General features: G+C 72.8%; 29 protein-coding genes and 1 rRNA gene. 14 read left to right on the top strand and 16 right to left on the bottom strand.

Translation table 11 applies throughout. From position 1 onward, the window contains the following. Positions 1-78 precede the first annotated feature (78 nt). Together OP86_RS21090 and OP86_RS21085 are read right to left on the bottom strand one after the other, a co-directional pair. Positions 79-1194: an ADP-ribosylglycohydrolase family protein gene (locus tag OP86_RS21090; RefSeq protein ID WP_030060805.1), complete on the bottom strand. Its 1116-nt coding sequence runs from the start codon at positions 1192-1194 to the stop codon at positions 79-81. A 139-nt stretch (positions 1195-1333) separates the two neighbouring features. Continuing rightward, positions 1334-3907 (bottom strand): bifunctional FO biosynthesis protein CofGH, encoded by a 2574-nt coding sequence (locus OP86_RS21085; protein WP_106973471.1) that lies wholly within the window; start codon positions 3905-3907, stop codon positions 1334-1336. Positions 3908-4103: 196 nt separating this feature from the next. On the opposite strand from OP86_RS21085, the gene OP86_RS21080 reads away from it, so the two are divergent. The 3 genes from OP86_RS21080 to OP86_RS21070 are packed head-to-tail and all read left to right on the top strand — an operon-like array spanning position 4104 to position 7344. Beyond that, positions 4104-5336, top strand: a complete 1233-nt coding sequence (locus tag OP86_RS21080) for a LolA family protein (RefSeq protein WP_051830362.1) — start codon at positions 4104-4106, stop codon at positions 5334-5336. Positions 5337-5339: 3 nt separating this feature from the next. Further along, the gene (locus OP86_RS21075) at positions 5340-6437 is read left to right on the top strand and encodes an ABC transporter ATP-binding protein (RefSeq protein WP_078589351.1); all 1098 of its coding nucleotides are present in this window, start codon (positions 5340-5342) and stop codon (positions 6435-6437) included. Next, a complete protein-coding gene (locus tag OP86_RS21070; RefSeq protein WP_030060809.1) occupies positions 6424-7344 on the top strand; it encodes an ABC transporter permease in 921 nt (306 codons plus the stop codon). The genes OP86_RS21075 and OP86_RS21070 overlap by 14 nt, the downstream gene beginning before the upstream one ends. 59 nt (positions 7345-7403) lie before the next feature. On the opposite strand, the gene rarD is transcribed toward OP86_RS21070, so the two are convergent. Continuing rightward, on the bottom strand, positions 7404-8381 hold the full coding sequence (gene rarD / locus OP86_RS21065) for an EamA family transporter RarD (RefSeq protein ID WP_030260048.1): 978 nt from the start codon (positions 8379-8381) through the stop codon (positions 7404-7406). Between the two features lie 133 nt (positions 8382-8514). Beyond that, entirely contained in the window at positions 8515-9369 is an 855-nt protein-coding gene (locus OP86_RS21060) for an SDR family oxidoreductase (protein ID WP_030060811.1), read from the bottom strand. 95 nt (positions 9370-9464) lie between these two features. Here OP86_RS21060 and OP86_RS21055 point away from each other — a divergent pair, with 95 nt between their 5' ends. Beyond that, positions 9465-9863: a winged helix-turn-helix transcriptional regulator gene (locus OP86_RS21055; RefSeq protein WP_030060812.1), complete on the top strand. Its 399-nt coding sequence runs from the start codon at positions 9465-9467 to the stop codon at positions 9861-9863. Here OP86_RS21055 and OP86_RS21050 read toward each other — a convergent pair. Beyond that, positions 9847-10614, bottom strand: coding sequence for a TetR/AcrR family transcriptional regulator (locus tag OP86_RS21050; RefSeq protein WP_030060813.1), 768 nt, complete (start codon positions 10612-10614; stop codon positions 9847-9849). The two genes, OP86_RS21055 and OP86_RS21050, sit on opposite strands and share 17 nt — an antisense overlap. Before the next feature lie 74 nt (positions 10615-10688). Between OP86_RS21050 and OP86_RS21045 the strand changes: the two genes are divergently transcribed. Beyond that, complete coding sequence (locus OP86_RS21045; protein ID WP_030060814.1) at positions 10689-10883, top strand: DUF6011 domain-containing protein; 195 nt, start codon at positions 10689-10691, stop codon at positions 10881-10883. An 8-nt stretch (positions 10884-10891) separates the two neighbouring features. Here the strand turns inward: OP86_RS21045 and OP86_RS21040 are convergent, their stop codons facing one another. Then, a complete protein-coding gene (locus OP86_RS21040; protein WP_051830361.1) occupies positions 10892-12871 on the bottom strand; it encodes a tetratricopeptide repeat protein in 1980 nt (659 codons plus the stop codon). 223 nt (positions 12872-13094) lie between these two features. Between OP86_RS21040 and OP86_RS21035 the strand changes: the two genes are divergently transcribed. The 4 genes from OP86_RS21035 (at position 13095) to OP86_RS36760 (ending at position 17307) form a co-directional block, all read left to right on the top strand. Next, entirely contained in the window at positions 13095-13403 is a 309-nt protein-coding gene (locus OP86_RS21035; RefSeq protein ID WP_051830360.1) for a hypothetical protein, read from the top strand. A gap of 242 nt (positions 13404-13645) precedes the next feature. Next, positions 13646-16363, top strand: a complete 2718-nt coding sequence (locus tag OP86_RS21030; RefSeq protein ID WP_051830359.1) for an MXAN_6230/SCO0854 family RING domain-containing protein — start codon at positions 13646-13648, stop codon at positions 16361-16363. A 105-nt stretch (positions 16364-16468) separates the two neighbouring features. After that, positions 16469-17140, top strand: coding sequence for a DsbA family oxidoreductase (locus OP86_RS33000; RefSeq protein ID WP_051830358.1), 672 nt, complete (start codon positions 16469-16471; stop codon positions 17138-17140). Continuing rightward, positions 17137-17307, top strand: a complete 171-nt coding sequence (locus tag OP86_RS36760; RefSeq protein ID WP_157849801.1) for a hypothetical protein — start codon at positions 17137-17139, stop codon at positions 17305-17307. Before OP86_RS33000 ends, OP86_RS36760 begins: the two co-directional genes overlap by 4 nt. A 19-nt stretch (positions 17308-17326) precedes the next feature. Here the strand turns inward: OP86_RS36760 and OP86_RS21020 are convergent, their stop codons facing one another. Genes OP86_RS21020 through OP86_RS38240 form a run of 3 tightly spaced genes read right to left on the bottom strand, consistent with a single transcriptional unit; the run spans position 17327 to position 19072 of the window. Further along, positions 17327-17995: a hypothetical protein gene (locus tag OP86_RS21020; RefSeq protein ID WP_030060819.1), complete on the bottom strand. Its 669-nt coding sequence runs from the start codon at positions 17993-17995 to the stop codon at positions 17327-17329. Further along, a complete protein-coding gene (locus OP86_RS21015; RefSeq protein ID WP_051830356.1) occupies positions 17992-18489 on the bottom strand; it encodes a hypothetical protein in 498 nt (165 codons plus the stop codon). Before OP86_RS21015 ends, OP86_RS21020 begins: the two co-directional genes overlap by 4 nt. Before the next feature lie 22 nt (positions 18490-18511). Further along, positions 18512-19072 (bottom strand): helix-turn-helix transcriptional regulator, encoded by a 561-nt coding sequence (locus OP86_RS38240; protein ID WP_078589353.1) that lies wholly within the window; start codon positions 19070-19072, stop codon positions 18512-18514. A gap of 285 nt (positions 19073-19357) precedes the next feature. Between OP86_RS38240 and OP86_RS21005 the strand changes: the two genes are divergently transcribed. Then, positions 19358-20308, top strand: a complete 951-nt coding sequence (locus OP86_RS21005) for a hypothetical protein (RefSeq protein WP_157849800.1) — start codon at positions 19358-19360, stop codon at positions 20306-20308. A 238-nt stretch (positions 20309-20546) separates the two neighbouring features. Beyond that, positions 20547-21548 (top strand): hypothetical protein, encoded by a 1002-nt coding sequence (locus OP86_RS21000; protein ID WP_157849799.1) that lies wholly within the window; start codon positions 20547-20549, stop codon positions 21546-21548. A gap of 64 nt (positions 21549-21612) precedes the next feature. On the opposite strand, the gene OP86_RS20995 is transcribed toward OP86_RS21000, so the two are convergent. The 4 genes from OP86_RS20995 to OP86_RS20985 are packed head-to-tail and all read right to left on the bottom strand — an operon-like array spanning position 21613 to position 22632. Further along, positions 21613-21909, bottom strand: a complete 297-nt coding sequence (locus OP86_RS20995; RefSeq protein WP_030060824.1) for a hypothetical protein — start codon at positions 21907-21909, stop codon at positions 21613-21615. Beyond that, on the bottom strand, positions 21906-22028 hold the full coding sequence (locus tag OP86_RS38850; RefSeq protein ID WP_267883126.1) for a hypothetical protein: 123 nt from the start codon (positions 22026-22028) through the stop codon (positions 21906-21908). The genes OP86_RS20995 and OP86_RS38850 overlap by 4 nt, the downstream gene beginning before the upstream one ends. Further along, positions 22016-22267, bottom strand: coding sequence for a hypothetical protein (locus OP86_RS20990; protein ID WP_030060825.1), 252 nt, complete (start codon positions 22265-22267; stop codon positions 22016-22018). Before OP86_RS20990 ends, OP86_RS38850 begins: the two co-directional genes overlap by 13 nt. Continuing rightward, positions 22264-22632, bottom strand: a complete 369-nt coding sequence (locus OP86_RS20985) for an ATP-binding protein (RefSeq protein ID WP_051830355.1) — start codon at positions 22630-22632, stop codon at positions 22264-22266. The genes OP86_RS20990 and OP86_RS20985 overlap by 4 nt, the downstream gene beginning before the upstream one ends. A 184-nt stretch (positions 22633-22816) precedes the next feature. Here OP86_RS20985 and OP86_RS20980 point away from each other — a divergent pair, with 184 nt between their 5' ends. After that, positions 22817-23701, top strand: coding sequence for a helix-turn-helix domain-containing protein (locus OP86_RS20980; protein WP_030060827.1), 885 nt, complete (start codon positions 22817-22819; stop codon positions 23699-23701). Between the two features lie 10 nt (positions 23702-23711). After that, positions 23712-23912, top strand: a complete 201-nt coding sequence (locus OP86_RS20975; protein ID WP_030060828.1) for a DUF397 domain-containing protein — start codon at positions 23712-23714, stop codon at positions 23910-23912. 56 nt (positions 23913-23968) lie between these two features. Here OP86_RS20975 and OP86_RS20970 read toward each other — a convergent pair whose 3' ends face one another. Both OP86_RS20970 and OP86_RS39335 read right to left on the bottom strand, forming a co-directional pair. Continuing rightward, a complete protein-coding gene (locus tag OP86_RS20970) occupies positions 23969-24652 on the bottom strand; it encodes a RibD family protein (protein WP_030060829.1) in 684 nt (227 codons plus the stop codon). Between the two features lie 48 nt (positions 24653-24700). After that, positions 24701-25423, bottom strand: coding sequence for an NsdA family TPR-like regulatory protein (locus OP86_RS39335; protein WP_483414672.1), 723 nt, complete (start codon positions 25421-25423; stop codon positions 24701-24703). On the opposite strand from OP86_RS39335, the gene OP86_RS33730 reads away from it, so the two are divergent. Beyond that, positions 25307-26155: a phosphotransferase family protein gene (locus OP86_RS33730; protein ID WP_483414671.1), complete on the top strand. Its 849-nt coding sequence runs from the start codon at positions 25307-25309 to the stop codon at positions 26153-26155. The genes OP86_RS39335 and OP86_RS33730 overlap by 117 nt on opposite strands. Positions 26156-26238: 83 nt before the next feature. On the opposite strand, the gene rrf is transcribed toward OP86_RS33730, so the two are convergent. After that, positions 26239-26309: ribosomal RNA gene (rrf, locus tag OP86_RS39225) — 5S ribosomal RNA — on the bottom strand; the annotation flags it as partial.

Raw genomic sequence — 26309 nt, 5'->3', positions numbered from 1 at the left:
GCCAGTTGCCCGTAGCGTTGCCCGTCGCCCCCCGGCGACGGTCGGCGCTACGGGCAACTGCCGTGTCGGGGCCTTGCCTCAGCCGGCCACCGGGTACCGGGTGGCCCAGGTGGCGCCCTCCACGGTCCGCCGGTCGTGCAGTTCGCTGCCGTGCATCAGCTCCAGCACGAAGTCGTCGGCGAGTTCGAGGATCGCGGCGCGTCCCTCGACCCCGGCCACCAGGCCCGGCGGCAGCGCGGTGTCCCCGTGCAGCACGCCGAGCAGGTTGCCGCAGATCGCGCCGGTGGAGTCGCTGTCCCCGGAGTGGTTGACGGCGAGCAGCAGGCCCGAGCGGACGTCGTGGGCGACCAGCGCGCAGTAGACCGCGATCGCCAGCGCCTCCTCGGCGACCCAGCCCTCCCCCAGTGCCTCGACCCGGTCCGCGGACGGCTCGCCGGCCCGGACGGCGTCCAGCGCGGCCCGCAGCGCGGCGGTGGTCTCCTCGTGCGCCTGCCGCTCGGAGAGCAGGGCGAGCGCGAGGTGGACGCCCTCCTCCAGGGTGCCGCCGCGGGCGACGGACTGGACGATCACCGCGAACGCGCCCGCCGCGAGGTAGCCGGTGGGGTGGCCGTGGGTGAGCACCGAGCACTCCACCGCGAGCTGGAACACCAGGCCCGGCTCCCAGGTGGTGAGCAGCCCGAACGGGGCCGACCGCACCACCGTGCCGCAGGCCTTGGAGTGCGGGTTCTTGGGCCGCTCCACGGTGCCGAGCCGGTCGGCGTCGGGCCCGGTGAGGCCGGACAGGCAGCCCTGGCCGGGGGCGCGCTGGGCGTACAGCCACTCCTCGCGGCCGAGCCAGCCGAGGTCCGGGCGGCGCTCGTCCGGGCCCCAGTCGCGCTGGGTGGCGGCCCAGCGCAGGTAGGCCAGGTGCAGGTCGGTGGGCGGGTGCCAGCTGCCGGTGTCGCGCCGGATGTGGGCGCGGATGAGCCCGTCGACGGTGAACAGGCTGAGCTGGGTGTCGTCGGTGACGGCGCCGGTGCGCCCGTACGCGGGGACGTAGCCGGTGACCCCCTGCGGGCCGTGCTGGGCCCGGATCTTCTCCAGCGCCTCGAACTCGACGCCGGCGCCGAGCGCGTCGCCGATGGCCCCGCCGAGCAGGCAGCCCCGCACCCGGCTGCGGTAGTCCTGCTGCTGGGCGCGTGACCACAGTGGCATCACGACGGGGCGCCTTTCGTCGGGGTAGGGGGGCCGCGCGGCCCTCGGCCGGCCGCGCGCCCTCGCACTGTATTCGAAGGTGTGAACGCGTCAACGTGATCCCTCGAACTTCAGTGCCCCCACGAACACCTCCGCGCGGTCAGTCCAGCACGGGCAGCAGCTCCGGCAGGTGGCCGTCCGAGGCCAGGGCCGCGGCCAGGCGCTCGGGCGGCACCTCGCCGTAGGTGGTGGTGCGCTGGCGGTGCGGGCGGCCCGCCAGCCCGGCGATCGCCTGCAGGTCGCGCACCGACTTGTAACTCCCGTACGCCGAACCGGCCATCCGCGAGATGGTCTCCTCCATCAGCGTGCCGCCCAGGTCGTTGGCACCGGAGCGGAGCATCTCGGCCGCGCCCTCGGCGCCCAGCTTGACCCAGCTGGTCTGGATGTTGGGGATGTGCGGGTGCAGCAGCAGCCGGGCCATCGCCACCACCGCGCGGTTGTCCCGGGCGGTCGGGCCGGGCCGGGCGATGCCGGCCAGGTAGACCGGGGCGTTGGTGTGGACGAACGGCAGGGTCACGAACTCGGTGAAGCCGCCCGTCCGTTGCTGGATCTCGGCGAGCAGCCGCAGGTGGCCGAGCCAGTGCTGCGGGGTGTCCACGTGCCCGTACATCATCGTGGACGAGGAGCGGATGCCCAGCTCGTGCGCGGTGGTGACCACCTCGACCCAGGTGGCGGCGGGCAGCTTGCCCTTGGTGAGCACCCAGCGGACCTCGTCGTCCAGGATCTCGGCGGCCGTGCCCGGGATGGTGTCCAGGCCCGACTCCTTGGCCCGCTGCAGCCAGTCGCGGATCGAGAGCCCGGTGCGGGTCGCGCCGTTGACCACCTCCATCGGCGAGAAGGCGTGCACGTGGATGCCGGGCACCCGCTCCTTCACCGCGCGGGCGATGTCGAAGTAGGCGGTGCCGGGCAGGTCCGGGTGGATGCCGCCCTGCATGCAGACCTCGGTGGCGCCCACCTCCCAGGCCTGCGCGGCCCGGTCGGCGACCTGCTCCAGCGACAGGGTGTAGGCGTCCGCGTCGGTGCGCCGCTGGGCGAAGGCGCAGAACCGGCAGCCGGTGTAGCAGACGTTGGTGAAGTTGATGTTCCGGGTGACGCAGTAGGTGACCTCGTCCCCGACGGCGTCCCGGCGCACCTCGTCGGCGATCCGGCAGAGCGCGTCCAGGGCCGGGCCGTCCGCGTGGAACAGGGCCAGCGCCTGGTCGTCGGTCAGCTTCGTCGGGTCGTCGGCGGCCGTCGCCAGGGCCCCGCGCAGGTCCCCGGCGAGGCGCTCGGGGGCGCCCTTCGCGAGCACCTGCTCGCGCAGCACCTCCCAGTCGCCGTACACGTCCTCGAAGTCGGCCCGGCGGTCGCCGGTGCGGCCCTCGGTGTCGATGGTGGCGTGCAGGTCGGTGCGCCCGTACGACTCCGGCAGGTCCTCGGGCTCCTGCCAGGGCAGTCCGCGGACCACCGCGTCCGGGTTCGCCAGGCCGGTCCGCGGGTCGGCCAGGGCGCGGACGTGCGGCAGCACCCGCGGGTCCAGCCAGGGCTCGCCGTGGCGCACGTACTCGGGGTAGACGGCGAGCCGCTCGCGCAGCTCGAAGCCGGCCGCCGCCGAACGCTCGGCCAGCCGCTCGATCTGCGGCCAGGGGCGTTCGGGGTTGACGTGGTCCGGGGTGAGCGGGGAGACCCCGCCCCAGTCGTCGATGCCGGCCGCGATCAGCCGCTCGTACTCGCCGTCCACCAGGTTCGGCGGGGCCTGCAGGCAGGCGGTCGGGCCCATGAGGTGCCGGGCCACCGCCACCGTGGCCACCAGCTCGTCCAGTTCGGCGTCCGGCATGCCGCGCATCGCCGTGTCCGGCTTGGCGCGGAAGTTCTGCAGGATCAGCTCCTGGATGCCGTGGTAGGCGCGGGAGACCTTGCGCAGCGCGAACAGCGACTCGGCGCGCTCCTGGTACGTCTCGCCGATGCCGATCAGCAGGCCGCTGGTGAACGGGACGGAGCTGCGCCCGGCGTCCTCCAACACCCGCAGCCGGACGGCCGGTTCCTTGTCCGGGGAGCCGAAGTGCGGGCCGCCGGGCTCGCTCCACAGCCGGGTGGCGGTGGTCTCCAGCATCATGCCCATCGACGCGGAGACCGGCTTGAGCCGCTGGAAGTCCGTCCAGCCCAGCACCCCGGGGTTGAGGTGCGGCAGCAGGCCGGTCTCCTCCAGGATGCGGATCGACATCGCCCGCACGTAGGCGATGGTGTCGTCGTAGCCGTGCGCGTCCAGCCACTCGCGGGCCTCGGGCCAGCGGTCCTCGGGCTTGTCCCCGAGCGTGATCAGGGCTTCCTTGCAGCCGAGTTCGGCCCCGCGCCGGGCGACCTCCAGCACCTCGTCCGGGGACATGTACAGCCCGTGGCCCTCGCGGCGCAGCTTGCCGGGGACGGTGGCGAAGGTGCAGTAGTGGCACTTGTCGCGGCACAGCCGGGTGAGCGGGATGAAGACGCTCTTGGAGTAGGTGATGACGCCGGGGCGGCCGGCCGCTTCGAGGCCGGCGTCGCGCAGCCGGGCGGCACTCGAACAGAGGTCGCGCAGGTCCTCGCCTCGGGCTTGCAGCAGTACGGCGGCCTCGGTCAGGTCGAGGGCGACGCCGTCCCGGGCGCGGCGCAGGGCACGGCGCATCGCGTTCGCGGTCGGGGGGTTGCTTGCGTCCATGGCGGTTCCGTCCATGGCGCGACCCTACGCCAGCGGTGGTACCTCGGGAGGAGCAACCCTGAGGCCGTCTCAGGGTCGACATACCCGAGAAGGCCAACCCGATCTGGCCCCACAGGGCGATGTCGGCGGGGGCACGGCGGCCTCTAATGGAGGTGCAGGAGCAATCGCACGTGTTCGCAGAGGAGTTGAGGACGCCATGACCAATGAGACGGTGACGGGTGACGGCCTGGACGGCGGCGTGCCGTACCGCCCGCGACGCCGCGTCCTGGTGCGCGCCGGGGTGCCGCTGGCGGTGGCCGCGGTGATCGCCGCCGGGGTGGGGCTGGTGCCCGCGCTGGCCGCCGACTCCCCGCCCGACCTGCCGTCGCTGACGGCGGAGCAGCTGGTCGCCAAGGCGCTCGGCTCCCAGACGCAGGCCCTGTCCGGAACGGTCTCGGTCACCACCGACCTCGGCCTGCCCACCCAGCTGCTGAGCGGGGCGGCCGGCGGGATCGGCGCGGCGGCCGGGCACGGCGGGCAGGACGCCGGTTCCTCGGCGGACCCGCAGACCAAGCTGCTCGGCCTGCTCGGCGGCGACCGGACGCTGCGGGTCGCGGTGGACGGCCCGCTGCGCCAGCGGGTGGACATCATGGAGAACATGGCCGGCTACACCGTGGTCCGCAACGGCGACCAGTCCTGGGCCTGGGACAGCTCGACCAACAGCGCCGTGCACCTGACCGGCGCGGCCGGTGACCGGCACCCGAAGGCGCCGCTGTCCGAGCTGCCCACCACCCCGCAGGAGGCCGCCCGGCAGTTCCTGGCCGCGAGCGCCGGCACCACCTCGGTCACCGTCGCCGGGACGGCCAACGTGGCCGGGCAGAAGGCGTACCAGCTGAGCGTCAAGCCGACCCAGTCCGGCTCGACCGTCGCCGAGGTCCGGATCGCGGTGGCCGCCGACAACGGCGTGCCGCTCGCGGTGGCGGTGAAGTCCACCGACGGCAGCACCGTCCTGGACGTCCGCTTCACCGACGTCTCCTTCGCCGCGCCGGCCGCCAAGACCTTCGACTTCACCGTGCCCAAGGGCGCCAAGGTGACGGAGAAGAAGGCGGACGAGGTGGCCAAGGACAGTGCTGCCAAGGACGGCGCGGCGGCGGCGGATGACGCCAAGGCGCACGGGAACGAGAACGTGAACGTGATCGGCGAGGGCTGGACGGCCGTGGTCACGGCGCAGCTGCCCGGCGGCCAGGTCGAGGTGCCGAAGGGCGACGGCAAGCACGGCGGCCGCGGCTCGGTGAACCCGCAGGGGATGATCAAGTCGCTCGGCAAGCCGGTCGACGGCGGCACCCTGATCGGCACCAAGGTCGTCAACGTCCTGCTCACCGACGACGGCCGGGTCTTCGCCGGCGCGGTGACCCTGCCGGTCCTGCAGCACGCCGCCGGGGTGAACTGACGGATGACCAAGGCTCCCGTAACGGGGGACGTTACGGAGTCGGCCGGGGGTCCGGGCGCCGAGCCGCGCCCGGCCCCCGTTCCCGTTCCCTCCGCCTCTCCCGTCTCCCCTACCTCTCCCCCCTCCGCTTCCGCTTCCGCTTCCGCCTCCGCTTCCGCTTCCGGGGACGTGATCAGGACCCGCGGCCTGACCAAGCGCTTCCGGGGCGGCCAGCTCGCCGTGGACGGCCTGGACCTGTCCGTGCCGCGCGGCTCCGTCTTCGGCTTCCTCGGCCCCAACGGCTCCGGCAAGACCACCACCATCCGGATGCTGATGGGCCTGATCGCCCCCACCTCGGGCACGGCCACCGTCCTCGGCGAGTCGATGCCGCAGTCCGTCGCCACCGTGCTGCCCCGGGTGGGCGCGCTGATCGAGGGCCCGGCGCTGTACGGCTTCCTCTCCGGCCGGGACAACCTGGTCCGCTTCGACGCCGCCGACCCGACCGCCGATCCGCGCACCCGCCGGCAGCGGGTCGAGACCGCACTGGAGCGGGTCGGCCTGGGCGCGGCGGCGGGCAAGAAGGCCCGCGCGTACTCGCTGGGCATGAAGCAGCGCCTGGGCCTGGCCTCCGCGCTGCTGCAGCCGCGCGAGCTGCTGGTGCTGGACGAGCCGACCAACGGGCTGGACCCGCAGGGCATGCGGGAGATCCGGGCGCTGGTCCGGGAGGTCGCGGCGGAGGGCACCACGGTGTTCCTCTCCTCGCACCTGCTGGACGAGATCGAGCAGGTCTGCACCCACGCGGCGGTGATGTCCCGGGGCCGGCTGGTGGTGCAGGGCACCGTCGCCGAGCTGGCCGCCCGGGCGCAGGGCCGGCTGGTGGTCCGCACCCCGGACGTGGCCCGGGCCGCCGAGGTGCTGGCGGCCCACCGGGTCACCGGCCTGGTGCCCGGTGAGGAGCGGGTGGACGGCGAGTTGGGCGGCCCCGGCGACGAGGCGCTGCCCGAGCTGTGCGCGGCGCTGGTCGCGGCCGGGGTACGGGTGCACGGCTTCGGGCTGGAGCGGGGCACGTTGGAGGACGCCTTCGTGGCGCTGACCGGGGAGGGCTTCGATGTCGCGGGCTGAGACCTCGCACGCTGCGGCCTCGCGGGCCGAGACCTCGCGGGCCGAGGCGACGGTGCTGCGCACGGGCCGGCGGCCGCAGACCGCGGCCGGGTTCCTGGCGCTGTTCCGCAACGAGCTGCACCTGACCTTCCGCCGGCTGCGCACCAAGGTGCTGCTGGGGATCCTGGCGGTGCTGCCGGTCCTGATCGGGGTGGTCGTCAAACTCAACACGGACAGCCCGCACGAGGGCGGCGGCGGCCCGAGCTTCATCGCGCAGACCACCCAGAACGGGCTGTTCCTGGTCTTCACGGCGCTGGCCGTCGCGCTGCCGGTGTTCCTGCCGATGACGGTCGGCGTGGTCGCCGGGGACTCGGTGGCGGGCGAGGCGGCCACCGGGACGCTGCGCTACCTGCTGGTCGCCCCGGCCGGGCGGACCCGGCTGCTGGCCGCCAAGTTCACCGCCGGGCTGGTGTTCTGCCTGGCCGCGACGGCGGCGGTCGCGGTGGCGGCCCTGGCCACCGGCGCCGCGCTCTTCCCGCTCGGCGAGGTCACGCTGCTCTCCGGGGACACCATCGGCCTCGCCGACGCGCTGCTGCGCGCGGTGCTGGTCGCCGGGGTGGTCGCGGTCTCACTGGCCGGGCTGGTGGCGATCGGGCTGTTCGTCTCCACCCTCACCGGCAGCGGGATCGCGGCGATGGCCGCCACCGTCGGGCTGGTGATCACCGTCCAGATCCTGGACGCCTTCCCGCAGCTGGACGCGATCAGGCCGTTCCTGTTCACGCACTACTGGCTCAGCTTCTCGGACCTGCTGCGGGAGCCGATGTACTGGGACGGCGTGCTGAAGGACCTCGGCCTGCAGGCCGCCTACGTCGCCGTGTTCGGCTCGGCGGCCTGGGCGCGCTTCACCAGCCGGGACATCAGCGCGTGAGGGTCGTCGGCGCGTGACGAGGTCTCAGCACGCGGGGGGTCGTCGGCCGGTGAGGGCCCTCAGCGCGTGACGGCCGCCGTGGCCGGCTCCGCCGGTGCGGGCTGCGGCAGCGCCGCGGCCCGCGCCGCGCGGTCGGCCCGCACCTGGCGCAGCGCGTCCCAGGTGAGCACCGCGAGCGCGGCCCAGACCAGGCCGAAGCCGGCCCAGCGGGCGGGCGGCATCGACTCGTGGAAGACGGCGACGCCGATCAGGAACTGGAACACCGGCGCCAGGTACTGCAGCAGCCCGAGCACGGTCAGCGGCACCCGTACGGCCGACGCGCCGAAGAGCAGCAGCGGGATCGCGGTGATCACCCCGCTGAGCATCAGCAGCCCGGAGTGCCCCCAGCCGTACGAGCCGGCCACCGTGTGCCCGAGGGTGCCGCGTCCGCTGACCTCCAGGTAGACCAGGTAGCCGAGGGCGAACGGGAACATGAAGGCGCTCTCCGCCGCCAGGCTCTCCAGCCCGCTCAGCCCGACCTTCTTCTTCAGCAGGCCGTAGGTGGCGAAGGAGAGCGCGAGGGTGAGCGCGATCCACGGCAGCCGCCCGTAGGCGACGGTCAGCACGGCGACGGCGAGGGCGCCGACGCCCACCGCCGTCCACTGCGCGACGCGCAGCCGCTCCTTGAGCACCAGGACGCCGAAGGCGATGGTGACCAGGGGGTTGATGAAGTAGCCGAGGCTGGTCTCGACGACGTGCCCGGCGTTGACGGCCCAGATGTAGACGCCCCAGTTGACCGAGATGACGGCGGCCGCGCCGGCCAGCATGGCGAGCCGGCGGGGCTGGCGCAGCAGCGGGCGTATCCAGCCCCAGTGCCGCTGGGCGACGAGCAGCAGGACCACCGCGACGAGGGACCAGACCATCCGGTTGGCCAGGATGTCGTCGGCGGCGCCGGGCTCCAGCAGCGGCCAGAACAGGGGGAAGAGCCCCCAGATGCCGTAGGCCGCGAAGCCGTACCAGAGGCCTCGGCCGTTGTCCTGCTGGTCTGTCTGTGGCATGGCCGAGTGCCCTCCCGCGCGCGTGTGGTGCAGCGACCGTAGCTGGCGGGAGGGCGAGCTGTCATCTCCGTTTCCGCATTTTGGTCATGACAGTGCCCGAGGGCTGGACTCCGGGCCGCCCGGCCCGGGTGTTTCAGGAGCTCAGCGCCGTGCGGACGGACTCGGCGAGCGGCACGGTCGGGCGGCCGATCAGCCGGGCGAGGTCGCCCGGGGTGCCGGCCAGCTCGCCGCGCGCGATGCCGGCGTCCACGTCGACCAGGACCTCGGCGAAGCCCTCCGGCAGGCCCGCGCCGACCAGCGCGGCCAGGTGCTCGGCCGGGGCGACGTCCCGGTGCGCGACCGGCTTGCCGGAGGCCTGGGCCAGCTCGGCGGCCAGCTCGGACAGGCTCCAGGCGGCGTCGCCGCTCAGCTCGTAGACCGCGTTCTCGTGGCCCGCGCCCTCGCCGGTGAGGACCGCGACCGCGGCGTCGGCGTAGTCCCCGCGCGGGGCGGTGGCGATCCGGCCGTCCCCGGCGCTGCCGAGCACCACGCCACGGGCCACCGTGCCGGCCGCGTCGCCCAGGTAGTTCTCGGTGTACCAGCCGTTGCGCAGGAACGCGTACGGCAGGCCGGAGGCGAGGATCAGCTCCTCGGTCGCCTTGTGCTCGTCGGCCAGCCGGAAGGTCGCCGCGCCCAGGATGCTGGTGTACGCGAGCAGCGCCACCCCGGCGGCCTTCGCGGCGTCCACGACGGCGCGGTGCTGCGGGATCCGGCGGCCGACCTCGCTGCCCGAGATCAGCAGCACCCGGTCGCCGGCGGCGAAGGCGCCGGCCAGGGTCTCCGGCTCGTCGTAGTCGACCACGCGGACGGCCACGCCGCGCGCGGCCAGGTCGGCGGCCTTCTCGGCGGAGCGGACGGCGACCGCCACCTCGCTCGCGGGGACCTTCGCCAGCAGACCCTCGACGACGAGACGGCCGAGCTGGCCGGTGGCACCGGTGACGACGTACATGGTGATGGCTCCTTGGGATGGGTTCTGACCTCGGAACTCACCCTAGGGACAGCACTAACCTTTCGAAAGTACGCACTTCAAAGTAGGGTACTGATATGAAGGTAAGCGAGCAGCTGCGCGAGCTCCCTCCGGCCAACGTCTTCGACCGGATGTGCCCGTCCCGGGGCGTGCTGGAGCACGTCACCAGCCGCTGGGGCGTCCTCGTCCTCGGCGCGCTGCACGAGCGGGGCTACCGGTTCAGCGAGCTGCGGCGCCAGGTCTCGGGGGTCAGCGAGAAGATGCTCGCCCAGACCCTGCAGACGCTGGAACGGGACGGCTTCGTGCTGCGCGAGGCGCACCCGGTGATCCCGCCGCGCGTCGACTACAGCCTCACCCCGCTCGGGCGGGAGGCGGCCGAGCTGGTCGCGGCGCTGGCGCACTGGTCCGAGCGGCGGGTGCCCGAGGTCATGGGGGCGCGGGACGAGTACGACGGACGGGCTACCGACGCCCGATGAGGGCTTCGAGCCCGTCCAGGACGCGGGCCAGGCCGAAGGCGTACGCGTGGTCCGGGTCGTACGCGCCGCCGTGCGCCTCGCCGGCCGCGGCGCCGACGCGGGCGGCCACCGGGTAGCGCTCGGGGTCGAAGACCCGGGCGAGCAGTTCGGCGTTGGCGGCCCACCACTGCTCGTCGGTCATCGCGCTGTCCTGCCGGGCGCCGCGCTCGTCGGCGGCCATCCGGGCGCAGGTCTGCACGAAGCCGAGCAGGTGGGTGAGCGCGGCGTCCAGTTCGACGTCGGGCAGGCCGGTGCCCTCGAAGGCGCGCAGCTCGTACTCGTACTTGGCCATCAGGCCGGGCCCCAGCGGCGGGCGGCTGGTGGAGACGGTCGCGACCCACGGGTGGGCGTCGTGGAGCGCGCGGTTGTCGTCCGCGACGGCGGTGACCCGGGCCCGCCAGCCCTCGTCGGCGGGGGCGCTGCGGGGCATCGTGGCGTAGACGGTGTCCAGCATCAGGTCGAGCAGCTCGGCCTTGCCGGGCACGTAGGTGTAGAGCGCCATCGCGGAGACGCCGAGCTCCTGCGCGACCCGGCGCATGGTGACGGCGTCCACGCCCTCGGTGTCGGCGAGGGCGACGGCGGCGGCGGCGATCTCGCCGGTCGAACGCGCCTGCCGGGGCCCGCGCCGACCGGGCTTCTCCTCGGCGGTGAGCCCCCAGAGCAGGGCGAGGGTGCGCGCCGGATCTCCTGCGCTGCTGCGGTCGGTGGCCATGGGGCCATGGTTTCACGCACCGACGGGCCACCACCCGGGGCCCTTCACGGCGCCGGGCCGTTACCGTCTCCGGTATGACGAGCCCCGACCCGCTCCCCGGCACGGACACCGAGCGGACCCTCCGCTCCCGGGTGACCTGCCGGCGCTGCCACCGGCCGCTGCACGACCCGGAGTCGCGGATGCTGCGGCTGGGGCCGGAGTGCCGCGACCCGGCGGAGCGGGTCGCGCGGTTCGACGTCGACCAGGAGCCGCTGCCGGGCGTCGGATAGCGGGGGCATCAGCCGCGGCGGCCGAGGATCCGGCCGAGGAGGCCCGGGCGCTGCGGTGCCCGGGCCGGTGCCGGCTCGGCTTCCGGCTGTGCTTCCGGCTCGGGCTCGGCTGCGGAGGCCGGTTCGGGCTCGGCCTCGGCCTCGGGCTCGGGCTCGGGCTCGTGGGCCGGTTCGGAGTCGACGGCGTCCTCGGCGCGGATGGCCGCCCGGGCGAGGTCGAGGTCGGCGAGCGGCAGCCAGGGCGCGGCGAGCACCAGGCGGCAGACCGAGCGCAGGACCGTCACCACCCGGGTGTGCCGGGCGTCGACGCAGTGGTTCAGCAGCGTCCGGAGCTGGGCGGCGATGTCGGCGCGGGTCTCCGGGTGGGTCCAGCCGATCGCGACGAGTGCGAAGCCGGCCGCCTCCGCGACCCAGTCCTCGGGCCCGAGCAGCAGGTCGCGCAGGACGCGGCGGCGGTCGGAGCCCCGCCAGGGCTGGTCGGTGCGGTGGTGGGCGATGCCGAGGCAGGCGAAGGCCTGGACGGCGCGCACCCACAGTTCGGGCTGGTGGGCGAGCAGGGCCCGGCCGAGCTCGTCCTCGCGCGGCAGCGGCGGGTGGGCGAGGACGCCGAGCAGGTCGGCGAGCGGCAGCCCGGCGAAGCGGACGGCCTCGTCGTAGGCCGCGGGGATGCTCGGCCAGACGATCCCGGTGGTGACGCGGACGAGTTCGGCGCTCTCCGGTGCGGGCGGGGCGACGGCGGGCCTCGGGTCGGCGCCGTCCCAGGTCCAGATCCGGGTGCCGGTCGCGGTCAGCGGCAGCCGGGGGTCGGGGCTGCCGACGGACTGGTAGACGACGGTGCAGCGCGGCAGCGCGAGGTGGACGGCCAGCTGTGAGCTGGGCGGTTCGAGGGTGGAGACGGTGCAGTCGATCTCGGTGTCGCGGTCGGTGTCGGACGCCGCGAGCACCTGGTGCAGCAGGTTGACGGTGGCTTCGGAGGTGCCCGGGACCATGCCGAGCCACGGCTCCCGGTGGCTCAGCCGGGCCAGGAGGTCCTGGGCGTACTCGTGGTCGGGGTGGGCGCGGTGGTGGTCGGCCAGGCCGAGCAGGTGGGCCGGGTCGCCGTCGAGCGCGTGGCGCAGCCCGTAGCGGGCCGGGGCGGCCTTGGGGTGGTCGGGTTCGGTGGCGAGCACCCGGTCCAGCCAGGGCAGGCCCTCGGCGGCGCGGCCGAGGGCGCCGTACAGTTCGGCGACGTCGACGGCGAGGTAGCTGCTGGAGTTGTCGCCGCCGGGCGCGGACCGCGCCAACTCGGCCTCCCAGACGGCGAGCGCCTGTTCCGGCCGGCCGTCCGAGCGCAGGGCGTTGCCGAGCATCACGGCGGGCAGGTAGCCGGGGGCCAACCGGTGGGCCCGTTCGGCGAGTTCGACGGCTCGGGCGGTGGCGCCGAGGCGGCGGGTCAGGCCGGAGGCCATCGCCGGCAGCAGCGCGTGGTCGCCGTGGCGGTCCAGCACGGCCTGCACGAAGGCGTCGAAGGGCCGTACGGCTTCGGCCAGTTCGGCGGGGAGCGGGTCGGGCAGCGCGCCGGCCGCGCGGGCCACGGCCTGGGCGACGGCGTCCGGGTCGACCAGGCCGGGCAGGTCCTCGCGGGCGAGCCAGGCGGCGTGCGCCCAGGGGCGGGCCGGCTCGTACTGGATGGCGGAGGCCAACAGGCCGACGGCGGTGTCCCAGTCCCCGGCGGCGGCCTCCACGTGGGCCCGGCAGGCGACGGTGCCGAGGTACACCTCGCCGTCCAGCGGGAACAGTTCGCGCGCGGCCGCGGGGCCGCCGGCCGCGGCGGACAACTCGGCCAGGGCCTCGTGCAGTTCGGGCAGTTGCGGGTCGTTGAGGATCGCGTCGGCGAGGTGGTCGGCGGCGTGCGCGAGGTCCCCGGAGTCGATCGCCAGCCGGGCGACCGCGACCTCCCCCTCGGCCGCCAGCCGCTCGTCGTCCCCGTCCGTGTGACTGCCGCTCATGTCTCCGCTCCCCCGGTCGCGTCCCCCGCTCCGGAGGAGGCTATCCGGTGCGGGCGGGAGTCTCGCGATCACCCCGACGGCGGGTCGCGCCCAACTTCCGGACCGGATACGACTCTTCCGGGTGGTTGAGATCTCCGAAGGGGTGCGACGCTTCGCAGCCGTACGGCTGTCCGGCCGGGCAGTCCGCGCACCACGGCGCCTCCAGCACACCGTGGTGAACCTCATGGACAGCAACACCTCGGTCGACGACATGATCGGCATGCCGCAGTTCTTCGCCAAGCCGGCCACCGTCCTCGGCCACCCCGCCGTGACCTACTCGTCCAACGCGATGCCGCTCATCCCCGCCCCCGACGCGAAGGTCGGCCCCGCCACCCGGAACCTCGTGGTCGCGCAGGACCCCAAGGCGCCCGGCGGCCGGGCCTACGAGTTCGCCGTCTTCCACCAGGACGGCCACTCCCTCGACGACGCGACCCTCAACCGGCTCGCCGAAACGATCCTGCCCACCCTCCCCGGCTGGATCCCGGCACCGTAGAGCCACCCCCACAGGACGGCTCCTGAAGAACCGGACCCGCCCCCTGGAGCGGGAAGTCGGCCGGGCCGACTCCCTGCTCCGGAGCGGCCGGAAATAATCGGTGGGCAGCCCGGCGGCGCTCGGCTACGGTGACGACATCGGCGGCTCCGCGACGCGCTTCCTTCTCCTCCTTCCTCGACACCTGTAGCGCGCCCCCTCTCCGCCCCCTTCCTCGTTCCGCCTCCGTGGGGGGATCTCTCCGCATGCCCCGAGCCATCGCGGCTCCCTTCGACGTCGACGTCGATCTCGATCTCGGTTCCTTCCTGCTCCGCCGGCGCGGCGCCGTCTGTGTGGCCCCCGGCGAGCTGCTGCCCTCCGCGGACCCGTGGAGCGCCCGGGGCCTGGTGGCCCTGGACGCCGATCTGGTCCGACGCGGCTACGTCCTCACCAGCCAACTGCGCACCGCGCTGGCCCGGTTGGCGCCCGTCCGGCTCGCCGAGCTCGGCGACGGGCTGCTCGCCAGGATCGACCACCTGCTCGGCGCGGACCGCGAGCACACCCCGCTGTTCCGCCGCTTCCCGGACGCCGTGCCCGACCACGCGCACGTCTTCTACAGCCGGCAGGTGCGGGCCTTCCTGCTCAACCAGCCCAACCAGCCCTGCGCCCACTGCGGCCGACGCGGCGCCGAGGTCGGCATCGCCGCACTCGCGCCCTGCGCGCACCTGCTCTGCTCGCCCTGCCACGACGGCCTGGCCGCGCAGGGCCGGGGCGAGCGGTGCCCGGTGTGCGGCACCTCGCTGGACACCGGCACCTACCTCGGCGCGGACAGTACGGCCGGGCGCAAGGCGGCCGAGGACTTCGGCGGCGAGCAGGCCCTGCGCCCGCTGCGGCTGATCACCACCGACCAGGTCACCGCCGCCATGGCGGAGTTCCACCGGCTGCTGGCCCGCCGCACCCCGCTCTCCCCGCAGGACCGCGACGACCTCGCCGCGCTGCTCGCCCACGCGCCGGAGGACCTGCCACAGCGGCTGCCCGAGCGGATCCCGCTGCGCGAGACCAAGGCCGCCGTGCTCGCCGCCCTGCTGCGGCGCGGGGGCGCGGCCGCCCTGCCCGTCCTGGCCGAGCGGATCGACACCGCGACCGACGTGCTGCGGCTGCTCTGGGCGTGGTCCGGCGCCGAGCCCGACCTGCTGCCCGCCACCGCGCGCCGCCTGCGGCTGCGCAACCTGCCCCGGCCGCTGCGCCGCGGCCTGCTGGAGGTCCTGGAGGGCCTGTCCCTCACCGCGCTGGCCGAGGACCTGCGCCGCCACCGCTCGGCCTGGCTGCGCGCGGGCGAGCTGCTGCACCCGTACGAGCACCGGCGGCGCTTCCCGAACGTGACGGCCGCGTTCGTGCTGCTGCGGGAGACGGACCTGCGCACCCACGAGGTGGGGCGGGAGTTCGCCCGGCCGCCGGCGCCGCTGCGGGTGGCCACCGACGCGAAGCCGGGCAGGGAGCCGGGCGGGGAGCCGGGCGGCGAGCCGGGCGGCGAGCGCACCCGGCTGGCGTTCACCGGTTTCGCCGGGCGGGTCGAGACCCTGCTGGCCGCCGGAGACGCCGTCGGCGCGGTGCGCGTACTGGCCGGGCGCCCCGGCGAGTTGGTCCGCCGGCTGCACCACGTGCTGCGGGTGCACGCCACCGCCGCGCCGGGCGCACCGCTGCCCCCGGAGCTGCTGGAGGCCGTCGCGGGCGCGCTCGGACGGGTCGCTCCCGGGCCGCTGCTGGGCGCGTACGGGCGGCTGCGCGGGGCCCGTACGACGGGCGAGCGGCGGCTGTACTTCCCCCGGGGCACGGTCTCGCTGGCGCACGCGCGGGAGGACCACGGCACCGTGGTGCCCGTCGAACTCAGCTCCCCTGTCTGCGGGTTGATCGAGGCGGAGCTGCTGCGACGGGGCGGCGCCGACGGGCAGCGGTACGACCTCGCGCTGCTCGACGAGGGGCTGGTCGACCTGGTCGCGCCGTTCGCCGACCGGGCCGCCGCCAAGACCCTGGTCTGTGTGCCGCGCGGCAGTCGGCAGCGGCTGCCGCGCGGCGAGCGGCTGCGGCTGTTCGTGCACTGGATGCAGCCGGAGCACCTGCGGGTGGACCTCGACCTGTCGGTGGCGCTGTACGACGGGCAGTGGCGGTTCAGCGGGCTGTGCGACTACACCAACCTGGTGCAGGGCGACCGGGCGGCCGTGCACTCGGGGGACTACGTGTCCGCGCCGCCGCCGGACGGGGCGACGGAGTTCGTCGACCTGGACCTCGCCCGGCTGGCGGCGGGCGGCGCCCGGTACGCCGTGGTGATCGTGTTCAGCTACAACGACGTCGCCTTCGAGCAGTTGACGGAGGCCTTCGCCGGCTTCATGGACCTCGGCGGAACGCCCTCCGGCGGTCGGCACTACCACCCGAGGGCGGTGCGGCAGCGGCTGGACCTGGCCGGGGACGCCAAGGTGTCCGTCCCGATGATCGTCGACCTGGCCGAGCGGCAGTACACCTGGACGGACCTCAACACGGGCGCCGACGGCGGCTTCCACAGCGTGTACCGGCACCAGGCGGAGGTCGGCGCGCTCAGCCGCGACGTGCTCGCCCACTTCGCCCCGGAGAACCGGGCCACCCTGTGGGACGTCGCCTGCGCCCGGGCGGCGGCCTGCACGGACGAGGTGCTCGTGCGCGGGCGGGACGGCGGCGCCGTACGGCGGTGGCGCAGGCGGGACGGGGAGGCCGTCGGGGCGTTCGCGGCGAGACTGCGGGCGTTGCGGGCGGAGGACGGCCCCGCGGTGGCCGAACTGCCGGACGGGCAGCGGGCGTTCGTCGCGCTGGTGGACGGGGACGTGCCGGCGCCGGAGCGGCTGTCCGGGGCGCTGTACCGGCTCTACCCCGGACCGGTGGACGCCGGGGGCCAGGAGCTGGAGCGGCTCACGGCGGGGGACCTGGTGGCGGGGCTGGCGCCTCGGCCGTAGGGCCCGAGCCTGAATATTTCATGACGAGAAATATTCAGGTTCCGGAGCGCGTTGTTCCGGCTGTCGACGCGGGAAGGGCCTGCGCGACGGAAGGAGAGCAGCACCGTGCGCGTCGAAGTGTGGAGTGACATCAACTGCCCGTGGTGCTACATCGGCAAGGCGCGGTTCGAGCGGGCCCTGGAGGCGTTCCCGCACCGCGAGGAGGTCGAGGTCGTCCACCGCTCCTTCGAGCTGGACCCGCGCGCACCGCGCGAGGCCCGTCCGGTCGTACCGCTGCTCGCCGCCAAGTACCGGATGAGCCTGGCGGAGGCCGAGGCGGCGGAGGCGCGGATCGCCGAGAACGCGCACGGGGAGGGCCTGCCGTACCTGAGCGGCGGGCGCGACGCGGCGAACTCCTTCGACATGCACCGCCTGCTGCACTTCGCCAAGGAGCACGGCCGGCAGGGGCAGCTGCTCGACGCCCTGTACCGGGCGAACTTCGCCGAGGAGCGCTCGGCGTTCGAGGAGGGGCGGCTGGTCGAGCTGGCCGTCGAGGCCGGGCTGGACGGCGAGGCGGCGGCCGCCGTCCTGGCCGACCCGGACGCGTACGCGGAGGCGGTGCGCGAGGACGAGACCACGGCGAGCGCGATGGGGGCGACGGGCGTGCCGTTCTTCGTCCTGGACCGTCGGCTCGGCGTCTCGGGCGCGCAGCCTGCGGAAACGTTCACCCGCGCACTGGAGCAGGCCTGGGAGAGCCGGGTCACGGTGCCGCTGACGCCGCTCACGCGCCAGCAGTGAGGGAGGCCGCGGAGCAGGAAGTCGGCCGGGCCGACTTCCTGCTCCGGGCCCTGCCGGACCCGGGCGGCTCCCTCCCCATGACGACTGCCGCGCACGAGGACGGGGCCGCCCGGGCGAGCCGGCTGCGCGAGCGGGCCGATGCGCCGGCCCCCTTCATGGCGCGCTGACCGGCCGCGGGGGCGCGGGTCAATCGGCCTGCCGGCCGTGGTCGTAGGTGACGTGCAGGCTGCTCGGGACGCCGTTGGCCGCGCGGGTGGAGCGGCGGCTGCCCTCGTGGCGCAGGGTGATGCAGTGGTGGGTGCCGGGGCTCAGGCCGGGCGCCTCGCGGCTGAGCCCGTGGAGCCAGGATCCCGTCCAGCGGAAGGCGGTGGGGCTGCCGGTGACCACGAGGGTGTGGGCGGCGCCCGCGAAGCGGAGTTCGTCGCGCCAGCCCGCGAAGTGGTGGCGCTCGTAGTCGATGGCCTCATCGGGCGGGAAGTCGGTGGCCGGGAGGTCGACGGTGTGCGGGATGCCGGCGCCCAGGCGGGCCCGGACCTCCTTCCAGCGGGACGGCGGGAAGCCGAGGCTGTGGTGGACGAGCAGGAGGTCCAGGCGCTGGTCGGGCGGGACGTCGGGCTGGCCGGCCGGGCCGGTGTTGGCGCGCAGCGGCAGGTGGATCAGGGAGCGCCGGGAGCGGGCGGCCAGGGCCCAGGCGGTGGCGAGGTCCTCGGCGCCCTGGCGGTCGAGGTGCAGCTCCATCCACCAGGCGTAGGGGTCCGTGGACAGCGTGACGCCGGCGGTCCGCCGCGCCGGGGTGATCACCCGGTACTCGTCCCGCCCGAGGCGCACCCGGTGGATCTTCGTTCTCAGTCTCACCGGACTGTCGTACCTGATTCCCGGGTCGGCAGTCCGTCGGATTCCCAGTCGTAGAAGAACTGCCCGAGGTCCTCGACCGAGCCCGGCCCGGTGAGGAAGGCCTCGACCCTGACCACCTCCCGCACGGGCGGCGGGCCGTCGACGGGCAGCCGCCGCAGCCAGGTCTCCCCCTGCTCGCCGACCGCGTGGACGGCGGAGAGCAGTTCGGCCATGCCCGCCGGCCGGGGCGGGGTCACCCCGTCGACGGCCACCAGCGGCCAGCCGCCGGACCGGGCCGCGCGCCGGATCGTGCCCGCCCACGAGGCGAGCCGGTCGAGCCGGGCGTGCCAGGGGATGTCGGCGGACGGGTCCACGTACGCCGGGGTCGCGGCGGCGATGTCGTCCATCGCCCGGCGTTCGAGGGACGTCCGGGTCCACCGGCCCTCCTGCGCGTCCTCAATGGCGGCGTCCCACCACTGCCAGGCGCTGCGCAGGCGGGTCTCGAAGGCGTCCATGCGGGTCACGCTAGCGCCGTGATCACCGCGAACGTACGAGCGGGGCCAGGGCCGTAGGCGGTACGGCGCCGGCGGCGGCCGAGCCGAGGAGCAGTTCGGTCAGGTCGTGGGGTTGCGCCCGTTCACCGGTCGGGGCCGCTGCCGTGATCCGGTCCAGCCGGAAGCCCCGGCCGGCCCGGCGGGTGCGGCACCAGGCGATGAGGTACCAGCGGCCGTCGGCGGTGAGCAGTCCGGCCGGTTCCACGGCCCGGTCGCTCTCGCGGCCTGCCGCGTCGGTGTAGGACAGCCGCAGCACCGTGCCGTCGGCGAGGGCCCGTTCCACCGCGGTACGGATCGCGGAGTACACGCCCTCGACGCGCTCCGGCACGAAGACCCGCACCTTCACCCCGCCCTCGACGGTGCGGTCCCGGCCGTGCGGCAGCCGCAGCGGCGGCGTGTCGCCGGCGAGCCGGTTGCGCCGCAGGAACGCCAGGGTGGCCGCGTCGAGGGCCCGCCCGCGGGCCGGTCGGCTCGCGGCGGCGCGCTCGAACTGCTCGTTGAACGCGAGGGTTTCGGGGAGGCAGTCCTCATCGGTGATCGTCATGCCGACGAGATTGGCAGCCGTCCGCGACAGCGTGCTGTCACCCTTTCCACGTGACCTGCGCCACACCCGCGCACGCGGGCCCCGCCCGCCGAAGATGAACCCCAACTTCCGTTTGCTGCACCTGAGTTGTTTCCTCCTCATGCAAACTTCTTCACCCGGCAGGCACCCCCTGTCAGGGTCGGTCGACGGAAGGTGCACTCCTTGCGACGAAGGGCGGACCCCTTGTTCAACCGACGAAACGCATCCGTGCTCGCGGCGGCGGCGCTCACGACGACACTCGGCCTCGTGCCGGTGAGCACCGCCCAGGCGGCGACCCAGGCGACGGCCTGCCAGTGGAAGAAGACGGCGTGGGAGCTGCCGGCCGGCACGAACGACGGCTTCCTGTACGGAACCGACGGCGCCCGGTACGGAATCGGCATCACCGGAACGATGTCCACCAGGTGGCCCTACCCCATCCTCAATGGCCTCGGGACGCTGTGGGACAACGGGAAGGTCGTCCTGCGACTTCCCGCGGGCACCCGCGTGTCGGACGTCAACTCGGCCGGCCTGGTCGTGGGCGATGCCCGCATCAACGGCAAGTACACGGCCGTGAAGGTGAGCCCCACCGGGACGACGACCGCGCTGCCGTTCAACCCGGCCTGGAGCAGCTCCTCGGCCTATGTGATCAACAACGCCGGTGACATCGCCGGAGTCGCAGGAGTCGGAACGAAGAACGTCCTGGTGGTGTGGCCGGCCGGCGCACCGGGGACGTACCGCGAACTGCCCCTCTCCGGGGACCTCCTCACCCCCACCGACATCGACGAACAGGGCCGGATCGTCGGGTACACCGCCTCGCTCGGCTTCGTCACCGACCTCAACGGTCAGGGGCACACGCTCGCCACGTCGGGCACCAGCGGCAAGGGCACCCCGTTCGCGATCCGGGACGGACGGGTCGTCGGCGGCCTCGACGACAGCACGGGCTACGCCGAGGCCGAGTGGACCGACCAGGGTTCGCTGGTCCGCACCATCAGCCCTCACGCCATCGAGGCAAAGGCCATCGGCGGTAACGGAACCGTTGCCGGCGACTCCTTCGTCGCACCGTCGACGACTGCGCGGACCGTCCTGTGGCGCGACGGCGTGCTGGTGGACTCGCTGCCCACGATCCCGGATTCGTTCCAGATCAAGGCGATCAGCACCGACGAGAAGACCCTCATCGGGAACGAGCTCGGTCGGCCAGCGAACTACACCTGCTCCTGAGCTCCCGCACGATCGGAACGCCGCCCCGGGTTTCCCACCCGGGGCGGCGTTCCGCCGCTCTCCCCCGCGGCCTGCACCACGCACCTGCACCCGGACCCCACCCGCCGAAGGTGAACCCCAACTTCCGCTTGCTGCACCTGAGTTGTTTCCTCCTCACGCAAACTTCTTCACGCGGCACGACGCACCCGTCAGGGTCGGTCGGCAGAAGGTTCATTCCTTACGAAGAAGGGCTGACCCCTTGTTCAACCGACGAAACGCATCCGTGCTCGCCGTGGCGGCGGTCACGACGGCTCTCGGCCTCGTGCCGGTCGGCACCGCTCAGGCGGCGACCCAGGCGGCCTGCGTGTGGCAGAAGACGGCGTGGCAGCTGCCCACCGGCACGAACGACGGTGTCCTGTACGGAACCGACGGCAGCCGGTACGGAGTCGGCCTCACCGGAACGATGTCCACCAGCTTCCCGTACGGCATCAAGAACGGGCTCGGGACGCTGTGGGACAACGGGAAGGTCGTGCTGCGACTTCCTTCGGGCACCAACGTGTCGGACGTCAACTCGGCCGGCCTGATGGTGGGCGGCACCACCACCAACGGCAAGGCCGTGAAGGTGACCGCCACCGGGACGACCACTGCGCTGCCGTCCCACTCGACGTGGAACAGCGCCACGGCCAAGGTGATCAACAACGCCGGTGACATCGCCGGGATCGCCGGGATCGGCACGAAGAACATCCTGGTGGTGTGGCCGGCGAGCGCACCGGGAACGTACCGCGAGCTGCCCCTGCCCGCGACCAACAACCTCACCGTCACCGACATCGACGAGCAGGGCCGAATCGTCGGGGAGACCGACTCCGGCGGCTTCGTCACCGACCTCAACGGCCAGTGGCACACGCTCGCCGCGCAGGGCACCAACGGCAAGGGCTCTCCGAACGCGATCCGGGACGGGCGCATCGTCGGCAGCATCAACAGCGACACGTCCTACTCCGAGGCCGAATGGGACGCCCAGGGCGCGCTGGTCAGGACGATCACCAACGGTGCCATCGAGGCGCGGGCCATCGGCGGCAACGGCACCGTGGGCGGCCTCGCCTTCGTCAACTCGGTCTCCCGGTCCGTCCTGTGGAGCAACGGCGTGGTCTCGGACCCGCTGTCCACGACCTCGCAGTACTTCCAGATCACGGCGATCAGCACCGACGAGAAGAAGATCACCGGGAACGACGCCGGCTACCCCAGCAGCTACACCTGCTCCTGAGCTCCCGCACGATCGGAACGCAGCCCCGGGCTTCCCGCCCGGGGCTGCGTTCTGTTGCATCTGCCTACCGGGGGCGGGGGTTGAGACGGGCGGCGTGCCAGGGCGAGTTACGGCCGGCGGCCTCGCGGTAGGCGATGCGCTGGACGGCGAAGAGCAGCCGGTAGAGGTTGAGGGCCGTGTCGGAGTCGTCGGCGGCGAAGCCCAGGTGGTGGATGAAGGTTTCGAGATCGGGCCAGTCGAAGTCGTCGGGGACGGGCGGGGTGACCGGGGCGGCGGAGAAGGTGTTGAAGGCGGCGGCGACGGCGTACTGGGCGGCAGCGACGGCGTTGGCGATCGGGTCGGGAGCGGCGTCGGTCGTCATCGTGAGGGCTCCTCTTCGTCGGTCTTTGCAACATTGAGCGCGGTGATGACGCCCAGGACGACGGTGGCCATCGCCAGGGCGAGGAGGAGCAGGAAGGCGGCGGCGATCAGGAACCGCACGGGTCGTCGCTCCGGTCGGCGTCGAAGAGGAGCGTGATGAGGTTCAGGAGGGTCGACACGGGCGCGGTGTTGAACCGGACGAGGACGCGGCCGTCGAGGGTCCTGTCCGTGGTGGCGGAGGGCCAGACCAGCCCGAACGCCTTGCCGCGCTCGTGGAGTTCGGCCAGCAGCGCACGAACGTGGGCGTCGGTGCAGGCCTGGGCCCGGGGGTCGGCCGGCTTCATCGGGTAGCGCTTCATGCGGCGGCCTCCAGCTCGAACCAGACGACCTTGCCCTGCTTGCGGGCGTCGGCGCCGAAACGGTGGGTGAGGGAACGGACGAGGTGCAGGCCCCTGCCCGAGAGGGCCAACGGGTCCGAGGGGATGCGGGGCTCGCCGGGCAGCACCGGGCTGTCGTCGCACACGCAGACTCGGAGACGGGTGGAGGAGAGACAGACCACCACCAGGGGCGCGGGACTGCCCCCGTGACGCCACGCATTGACGAACAGCTCGTGGAGGGCGAGTTCGGCGTCGGAGATGGTGGAGGGCGGCCACCCGGCGGAGGCGAGGAGGTCCGAGAGCTCGGTCCGAGCGGTGGACCAGTCGGGAGGGTTGCAGGCACGCATGAGAGACCCCAGGGGGAGAGAAGGGGAATCGACAAAGGCGAGGCTTCACCGTGTGATCGGTGCAACACTGACGGTAGGGGAAGAGATGCCATCCGTGCAATCGAACTAGCAATGATGCATACGCTCGGCGGTGGCGAGCAGCTCGCCCCATGCGCAACACTGCACCGACAAGGAGGGACCGCCCGTGGCATACAAGGGGCCGATCAGCCAGCGGCAGCGACGCTTCGGTGAGGAACTGCAACGCCTGCGTACAGCAGCAGGGTTGTCAGCGCCAGAAGCCGGCGCACTTGTGGGGATGAAGGGTCCAGCGGTGAGCCACACCGAGGCCGGTCGGATCACCCTCAACTCCGAACGCCTTGAGACATGGCTCGACGCGTACGGCTGCACCGACCCGGTTTTCCGTGCGAAGCTCGCCGAGATGGGGCGGAGCAGCGGGAAGGGCTGGTGGACCGACTTCGCGGACCGCGTTCCGACCCTGCTACTTGATCTCGCAGAGGCAGACCACAGCGCGGCCTCGATGGACAACTTCGAGACGTTCTACGTCCCTGGGCTTCTCCAGGTGCCCGCCTACATCGAGGCGATCTACGAAGATGCCAGCCAGCACCGCCAGTTGGACGTCGAAGCCGAGATCGAGTTCCGGAAGCAACGACAGCGCATTCTCACAGACTTGCCACGCCGAGAGTTCCGATTCGTCATCCACGAGACAGCGTTGCGAATGCGATTCCCCGGTGATGCAGTCATGAGGGAACAGCTCGTGCATCTGCTGGAAATCTCAGAGCTGCCGAACATCAGCATTCAAGTCTTGCCCTTCACTGCGACAAAGAAGCCGCCTTCCACCGGCCCGTTCGTGCTCTTCGACCCCGGGGCGCCAGGGCTCTCCACCGTCGTCGTGGATCACCCAAGTCACACCGAGTATCTTGGCGACCAGCATTCGACCGAGACCTACCGAAGGACCTTCAACCAGCTGAGCGAGCTGGCCTTGCCAGCTATCGATCAGTCCTTGACGACGCTTTCCTCACGCGACTCGTGGGGACTCATTCGACATCTTCTCTACTTGTTGCAAGCTTGAAAGGCGCCCGATGTCCGAACTCCGTTGGCAAAAGTCATCGTTCAGTGGATCGAACGAGGGCGGCAACTGCGTTGAACTCGCAGCCGGAGCTGAGGACGTGCGCCACCTCCGTGAATCCGATGACCCTTCCGTCATCCTCACCACATCGACCTCAAGACTCCGTGCCTTCGTCCTCGGCGCCCAGGCCGGCGAGTTCGACCAGCTCATCTGAAGCTCCCGCCCGCTCGTTGGCCGCCAACGAGCGGGCGGTGTTCGCTGGTTGCCCGTTCAGGCGGTGCGCTGCTTGGGCGCGTACCGCAGGAGGACGACGTCGCCGATGGTCGTGGCGTCGAGCAGCTTCATCCTGCTGGCGCTGCCGCCGGGGTACTCGGCAGGGTGGATGAAGCGCGGAGCCCCGGCCTGGCCGACCAGGAGCGGGGCGATGGCGAGGTGCACCTCGTCAGCAAGGTTCTGGGACAGGAACTGCGTGTGGATCTGTCCGCCGCCCTCGACCATGAGGCGCTTGACGCCACGGCGGCCGAGGTCGTCCAGTACGGCCTCGAAGTCCACGGTCGAGCCGGTGCTGACCACGTCGGCCAGGCCGGCGAGTTCCTCACGAAGCTTCGTGACAGCGCCATCGGTCGTGTAGACGACCTTCTGGTCTCCGAAGTGCCAGAACTTGAGGTCCCGGCCGAGGTCGCCACTGGCAGTGATCGTCACCTTGAGCGGGTACTCCGACTTGCCGACGGCGACACGGTCGGCACGGCGCTTCTCGCTGTTGACGAGGAGCCTTGGGTTGTCGCTGCGGAGCGTGTTGCCGCCGATCAGAATGGCGTCGGACTCCGCCCGGACCTGGTCGACGCGGTCGAAGTCCTCGGCGTTCGACAGCAACAGGCGCTGGGGTGACGTGTCGTCGATGTGGCCGTCCACAGAGGTGGCGACACTCAGGAGGACGTACGGGCGCTCGGCCATCTCGGGTTCCTTCTCGTGGTGGGGCGGTGGGACGTCTACCTGATGCGATCAGACGTCATGGAGCATGACGTTGTCGAGGGATGCCCGGAACTCCGCGACCTCGGTCACCGACGCCCAGCGCTGCAACTTCCCGTCGAGCACAGCGAGCTCGGTGAAGATCCGGGCCGAGCCGGTCGCCGTGGCGATGACCAGTGCCGCCGAGCCGCTGGCAGCAGCAGTCTCCGGTCCGTCGACGTGGAGTTGGGCAACTGCTGCGCGGGCCAGGTAGACCCCGCGGTCACGACGGTATGCCGCGGGCAGTACGCGGATGGCGCGCTCGAAACCGGCGACAGCATCCCGGTGATTGCCGAGGGCCAGGAACGAGCGGGCTCGCTGTGCCTCCACGTAGGCGGCGTCCAACCAGCGGCCACGGGTGGTCCCGTCGTTGTCGGGGCTCGTGACGACCTCCATCGCCTGGTCGTAGGCGTTCCGGCTGGCTCGTTCGTCACCGCGGAGAGCATGGCCATGAGCTCCGTAGACGGCGCCCATCGCGCTGAGACGGCTTCGTGGTGGTGCTATCCGCTGGGCGGCTTCGGCCAGGTCGACGGTGTCGAGGGGGTCGCGCATGTCGCCGGCGAGCTGCGCCTTGCGGGCCATGGTGTAGATCGTCAGGTCGTGGGCACCGGCTACGGTCGACCACTCGATGGCTCGGTCAGCCCAGTACTGGGCCGCTCGGAAGTCTCCGCTGTCCTGGTACAGCCGCGGACCAGTCTCCTCGACGTCGGCATCCACACCGTCATCGACCTCGGCGTCGTCCGCTCCCACGAGTACTACACCGGCGTCTCCTTCGAGGTCGACGTGCAACTCCCCGACGGTCGGCTGTACGCCGAGATCGCCGGCGGCGGCCGCGACGGTGGCCACCCCGATCTCAGCCCTGGGTCGGTCGACCTCCCCGCCGTCATCCGTCTGCTCGACCAACTCCCCAAGACCGTGAGCCCGTCACCGATCCCCGACGCCCCGTCTGTCGCTTCCGTCCTCGAAGGCGGCTTCCATGGCTGGCGTGCTCTCGCCGACCAGCAGGCCGAGCTCGATCCGTGGTCCACGCGTCACATCGAGCAGCTCGCGGCCATCGAGCGCGACTGGCTCGCCGAATCCGCCGGCGTCTGTCTCCTCCACGTGGACCTGCGTGCCGACAACGTGCTCATGCGTGGCGACGACGCCCTCGTCATCGACTGGGCCTACCTCCACCAGGGCGCTGACTGGATCGACCCGGCCTTCCTCGTTCCGCAGCTGATCCGCGCCGGCCACACCCCGGCCCAGGCTGAAGACCTGATCGTGGACGTGGCCTCGTGGGCCGCCGCCCCACCGCACGCGATCACCTCGTTCGCGGTGGCCCAGGCCGGCTACTGGGAGCGCAACTCCCGGCTTCCGGCCCCGCCGGGGGTGCCGTACCTGCGCGGCTATCAGGCCTCCATGGCCGCCATCGGCCGGACGTGGATCGAATTTCGAACCGGCTGGCACTGACGCAACGCCTGAGCTGTTCGTTCAGGTCCGGAAATGCGAAGAACCCCCATCCGGAATCCGGATGGGGGTTCTTCAGAAGAATTGTTCGGCGGCGTCCTACTCTCCCACAGGGTCCCCCCTGCAGTACCATCGGCGCTGTGAGGCTTAGCTTCCG

It is taken from the genome of Streptomyces novaecaesareae (assembly GCF_000716875.1).
In the GTDB taxonomy this organism is placed as follows: domain Bacteria; phylum Actinomycetota; class Actinomycetes; order Streptomycetales; family Streptomycetaceae; genus Kitasatospora; species Kitasatospora novaecaesareae.
This window is presented reverse-complemented; position numbering and strand designations above follow the sequence as displayed.

Excerpts from the sequence above, each read along its gene's own strand:
- OP86_RS20975 (WP_030060828.1), top strand. The coding sequence starts at position 23,712 with ATGTCCGAACTCCGTTGGCAAAAGTCATCGTTCAGTGGATCGAACGAG.
- OP86_RS20990 (WP_030060825.1), bottom strand. The coding sequence starts at position 22,267 with ATGAAGCGCTACCCGATGAAGCCGGCCGACCCCCGGGCCCAGGCCTGC.
- OP86_RS21080 (WP_051830362.1), top strand. The coding sequence starts at position 4,104 with ATGACCAATGAGACGGTGACGGGTGACGGCCTGGACGGCGGCGTGCCG.
- OP86_RS21055 (WP_030060812.1), top strand. The coding sequence starts at position 9,465 with ATGAAGGTAAGCGAGCAGCTGCGCGAGCTCCCTCCGGCCAACGTCTTC.
- OP86_RS21090 (WP_030060805.1), bottom strand. The coding sequence starts at position 1,194 with ATGCCACTGTGGTCACGCGCCCAGCAGCAGGACTACCGCAGCCGGGTG.
- OP86_RS21040 (WP_051830361.1), bottom strand. The coding sequence starts at position 12,871 with ATGAGCGGCAGTCACACGGACGGGGACGACGAGCGGCTGGCGGCCGAG.
- OP86_RS21050 (WP_030060813.1), bottom strand. The coding sequence starts at position 10,614 with ATGGCCACCGACCGCAGCAGCGCAGGAGATCCGGCGCGCACCCTCGCC.
- OP86_RS20985 (WP_051830355.1), bottom strand. The coding sequence starts at position 22,632 with ATGCGTGCCTGCAACCCTCCCGACTGGTCCACCGCTCGGACCGAGCTC.
- OP86_RS21035 (WP_051830360.1), top strand. The coding sequence starts at position 13,095 with ATGGACAGCAACACCTCGGTCGACGACATGATCGGCATGCCGCAGTTC.
- OP86_RS21015 (WP_051830356.1), bottom strand. The coding sequence starts at position 18,489 with ATGGACGCCTTCGAGACCCGCCTGCGCAGCGCCTGGCAGTGGTGGGAC.
- OP86_RS21070 (WP_030060809.1), top strand. The coding sequence starts at position 6,424 with ATGTCGCGGGCTGAGACCTCGCACGCTGCGGCCTCGCGGGCCGAGACC.
- rarD (WP_030260048.1), bottom strand. The coding sequence starts at position 8,381 with ATGCCACAGACAGACCAGCAGGACAACGGCCGAGGCCTCTGGTACGGC.
- OP86_RS21075 (WP_078589351.1), top strand. The coding sequence starts at position 5,340 with ATGACCAAGGCTCCCGTAACGGGGGACGTTACGGAGTCGGCCGGGGGT.
- OP86_RS20995 (WP_030060824.1), bottom strand. The coding sequence starts at position 21,909 with ATGACGACCGACGCCGCTCCCGACCCGATCGCCAACGCCGTCGCTGCC.
- OP86_RS21085 (WP_106973471.1), bottom strand. The coding sequence starts at position 3,907 with ATGGACGCAAGCAACCCCCCGACCGCGAACGCGATGCGCCGTGCCCTG.
- OP86_RS20970 (WP_030060829.1), bottom strand. The coding sequence starts at position 24,652 with ATGGCCGAGCGCCCGTACGTCCTCCTGAGTGTCGCCACCTCTGTGGAC.
- OP86_RS21030 (WP_051830359.1), top strand. The coding sequence starts at position 13,646 with ATGCCCCGAGCCATCGCGGCTCCCTTCGACGTCGACGTCGATCTCGAT.
- OP86_RS21045 (WP_030060814.1), top strand. The coding sequence starts at position 10,689 with ATGACGAGCCCCGACCCGCTCCCCGGCACGGACACCGAGCGGACCCTC.
- OP86_RS21060 (WP_030060811.1), bottom strand. The coding sequence starts at position 9,369 with ATGTACGTCGTCACCGGTGCCACCGGCCAGCTCGGCCGTCTCGTCGTC.
- OP86_RS38240 (WP_078589353.1), bottom strand. The coding sequence starts at position 19,072 with ATGACGATCACCGATGAGGACTGCCTCCCCGAAACCCTCGCGTTCAAC.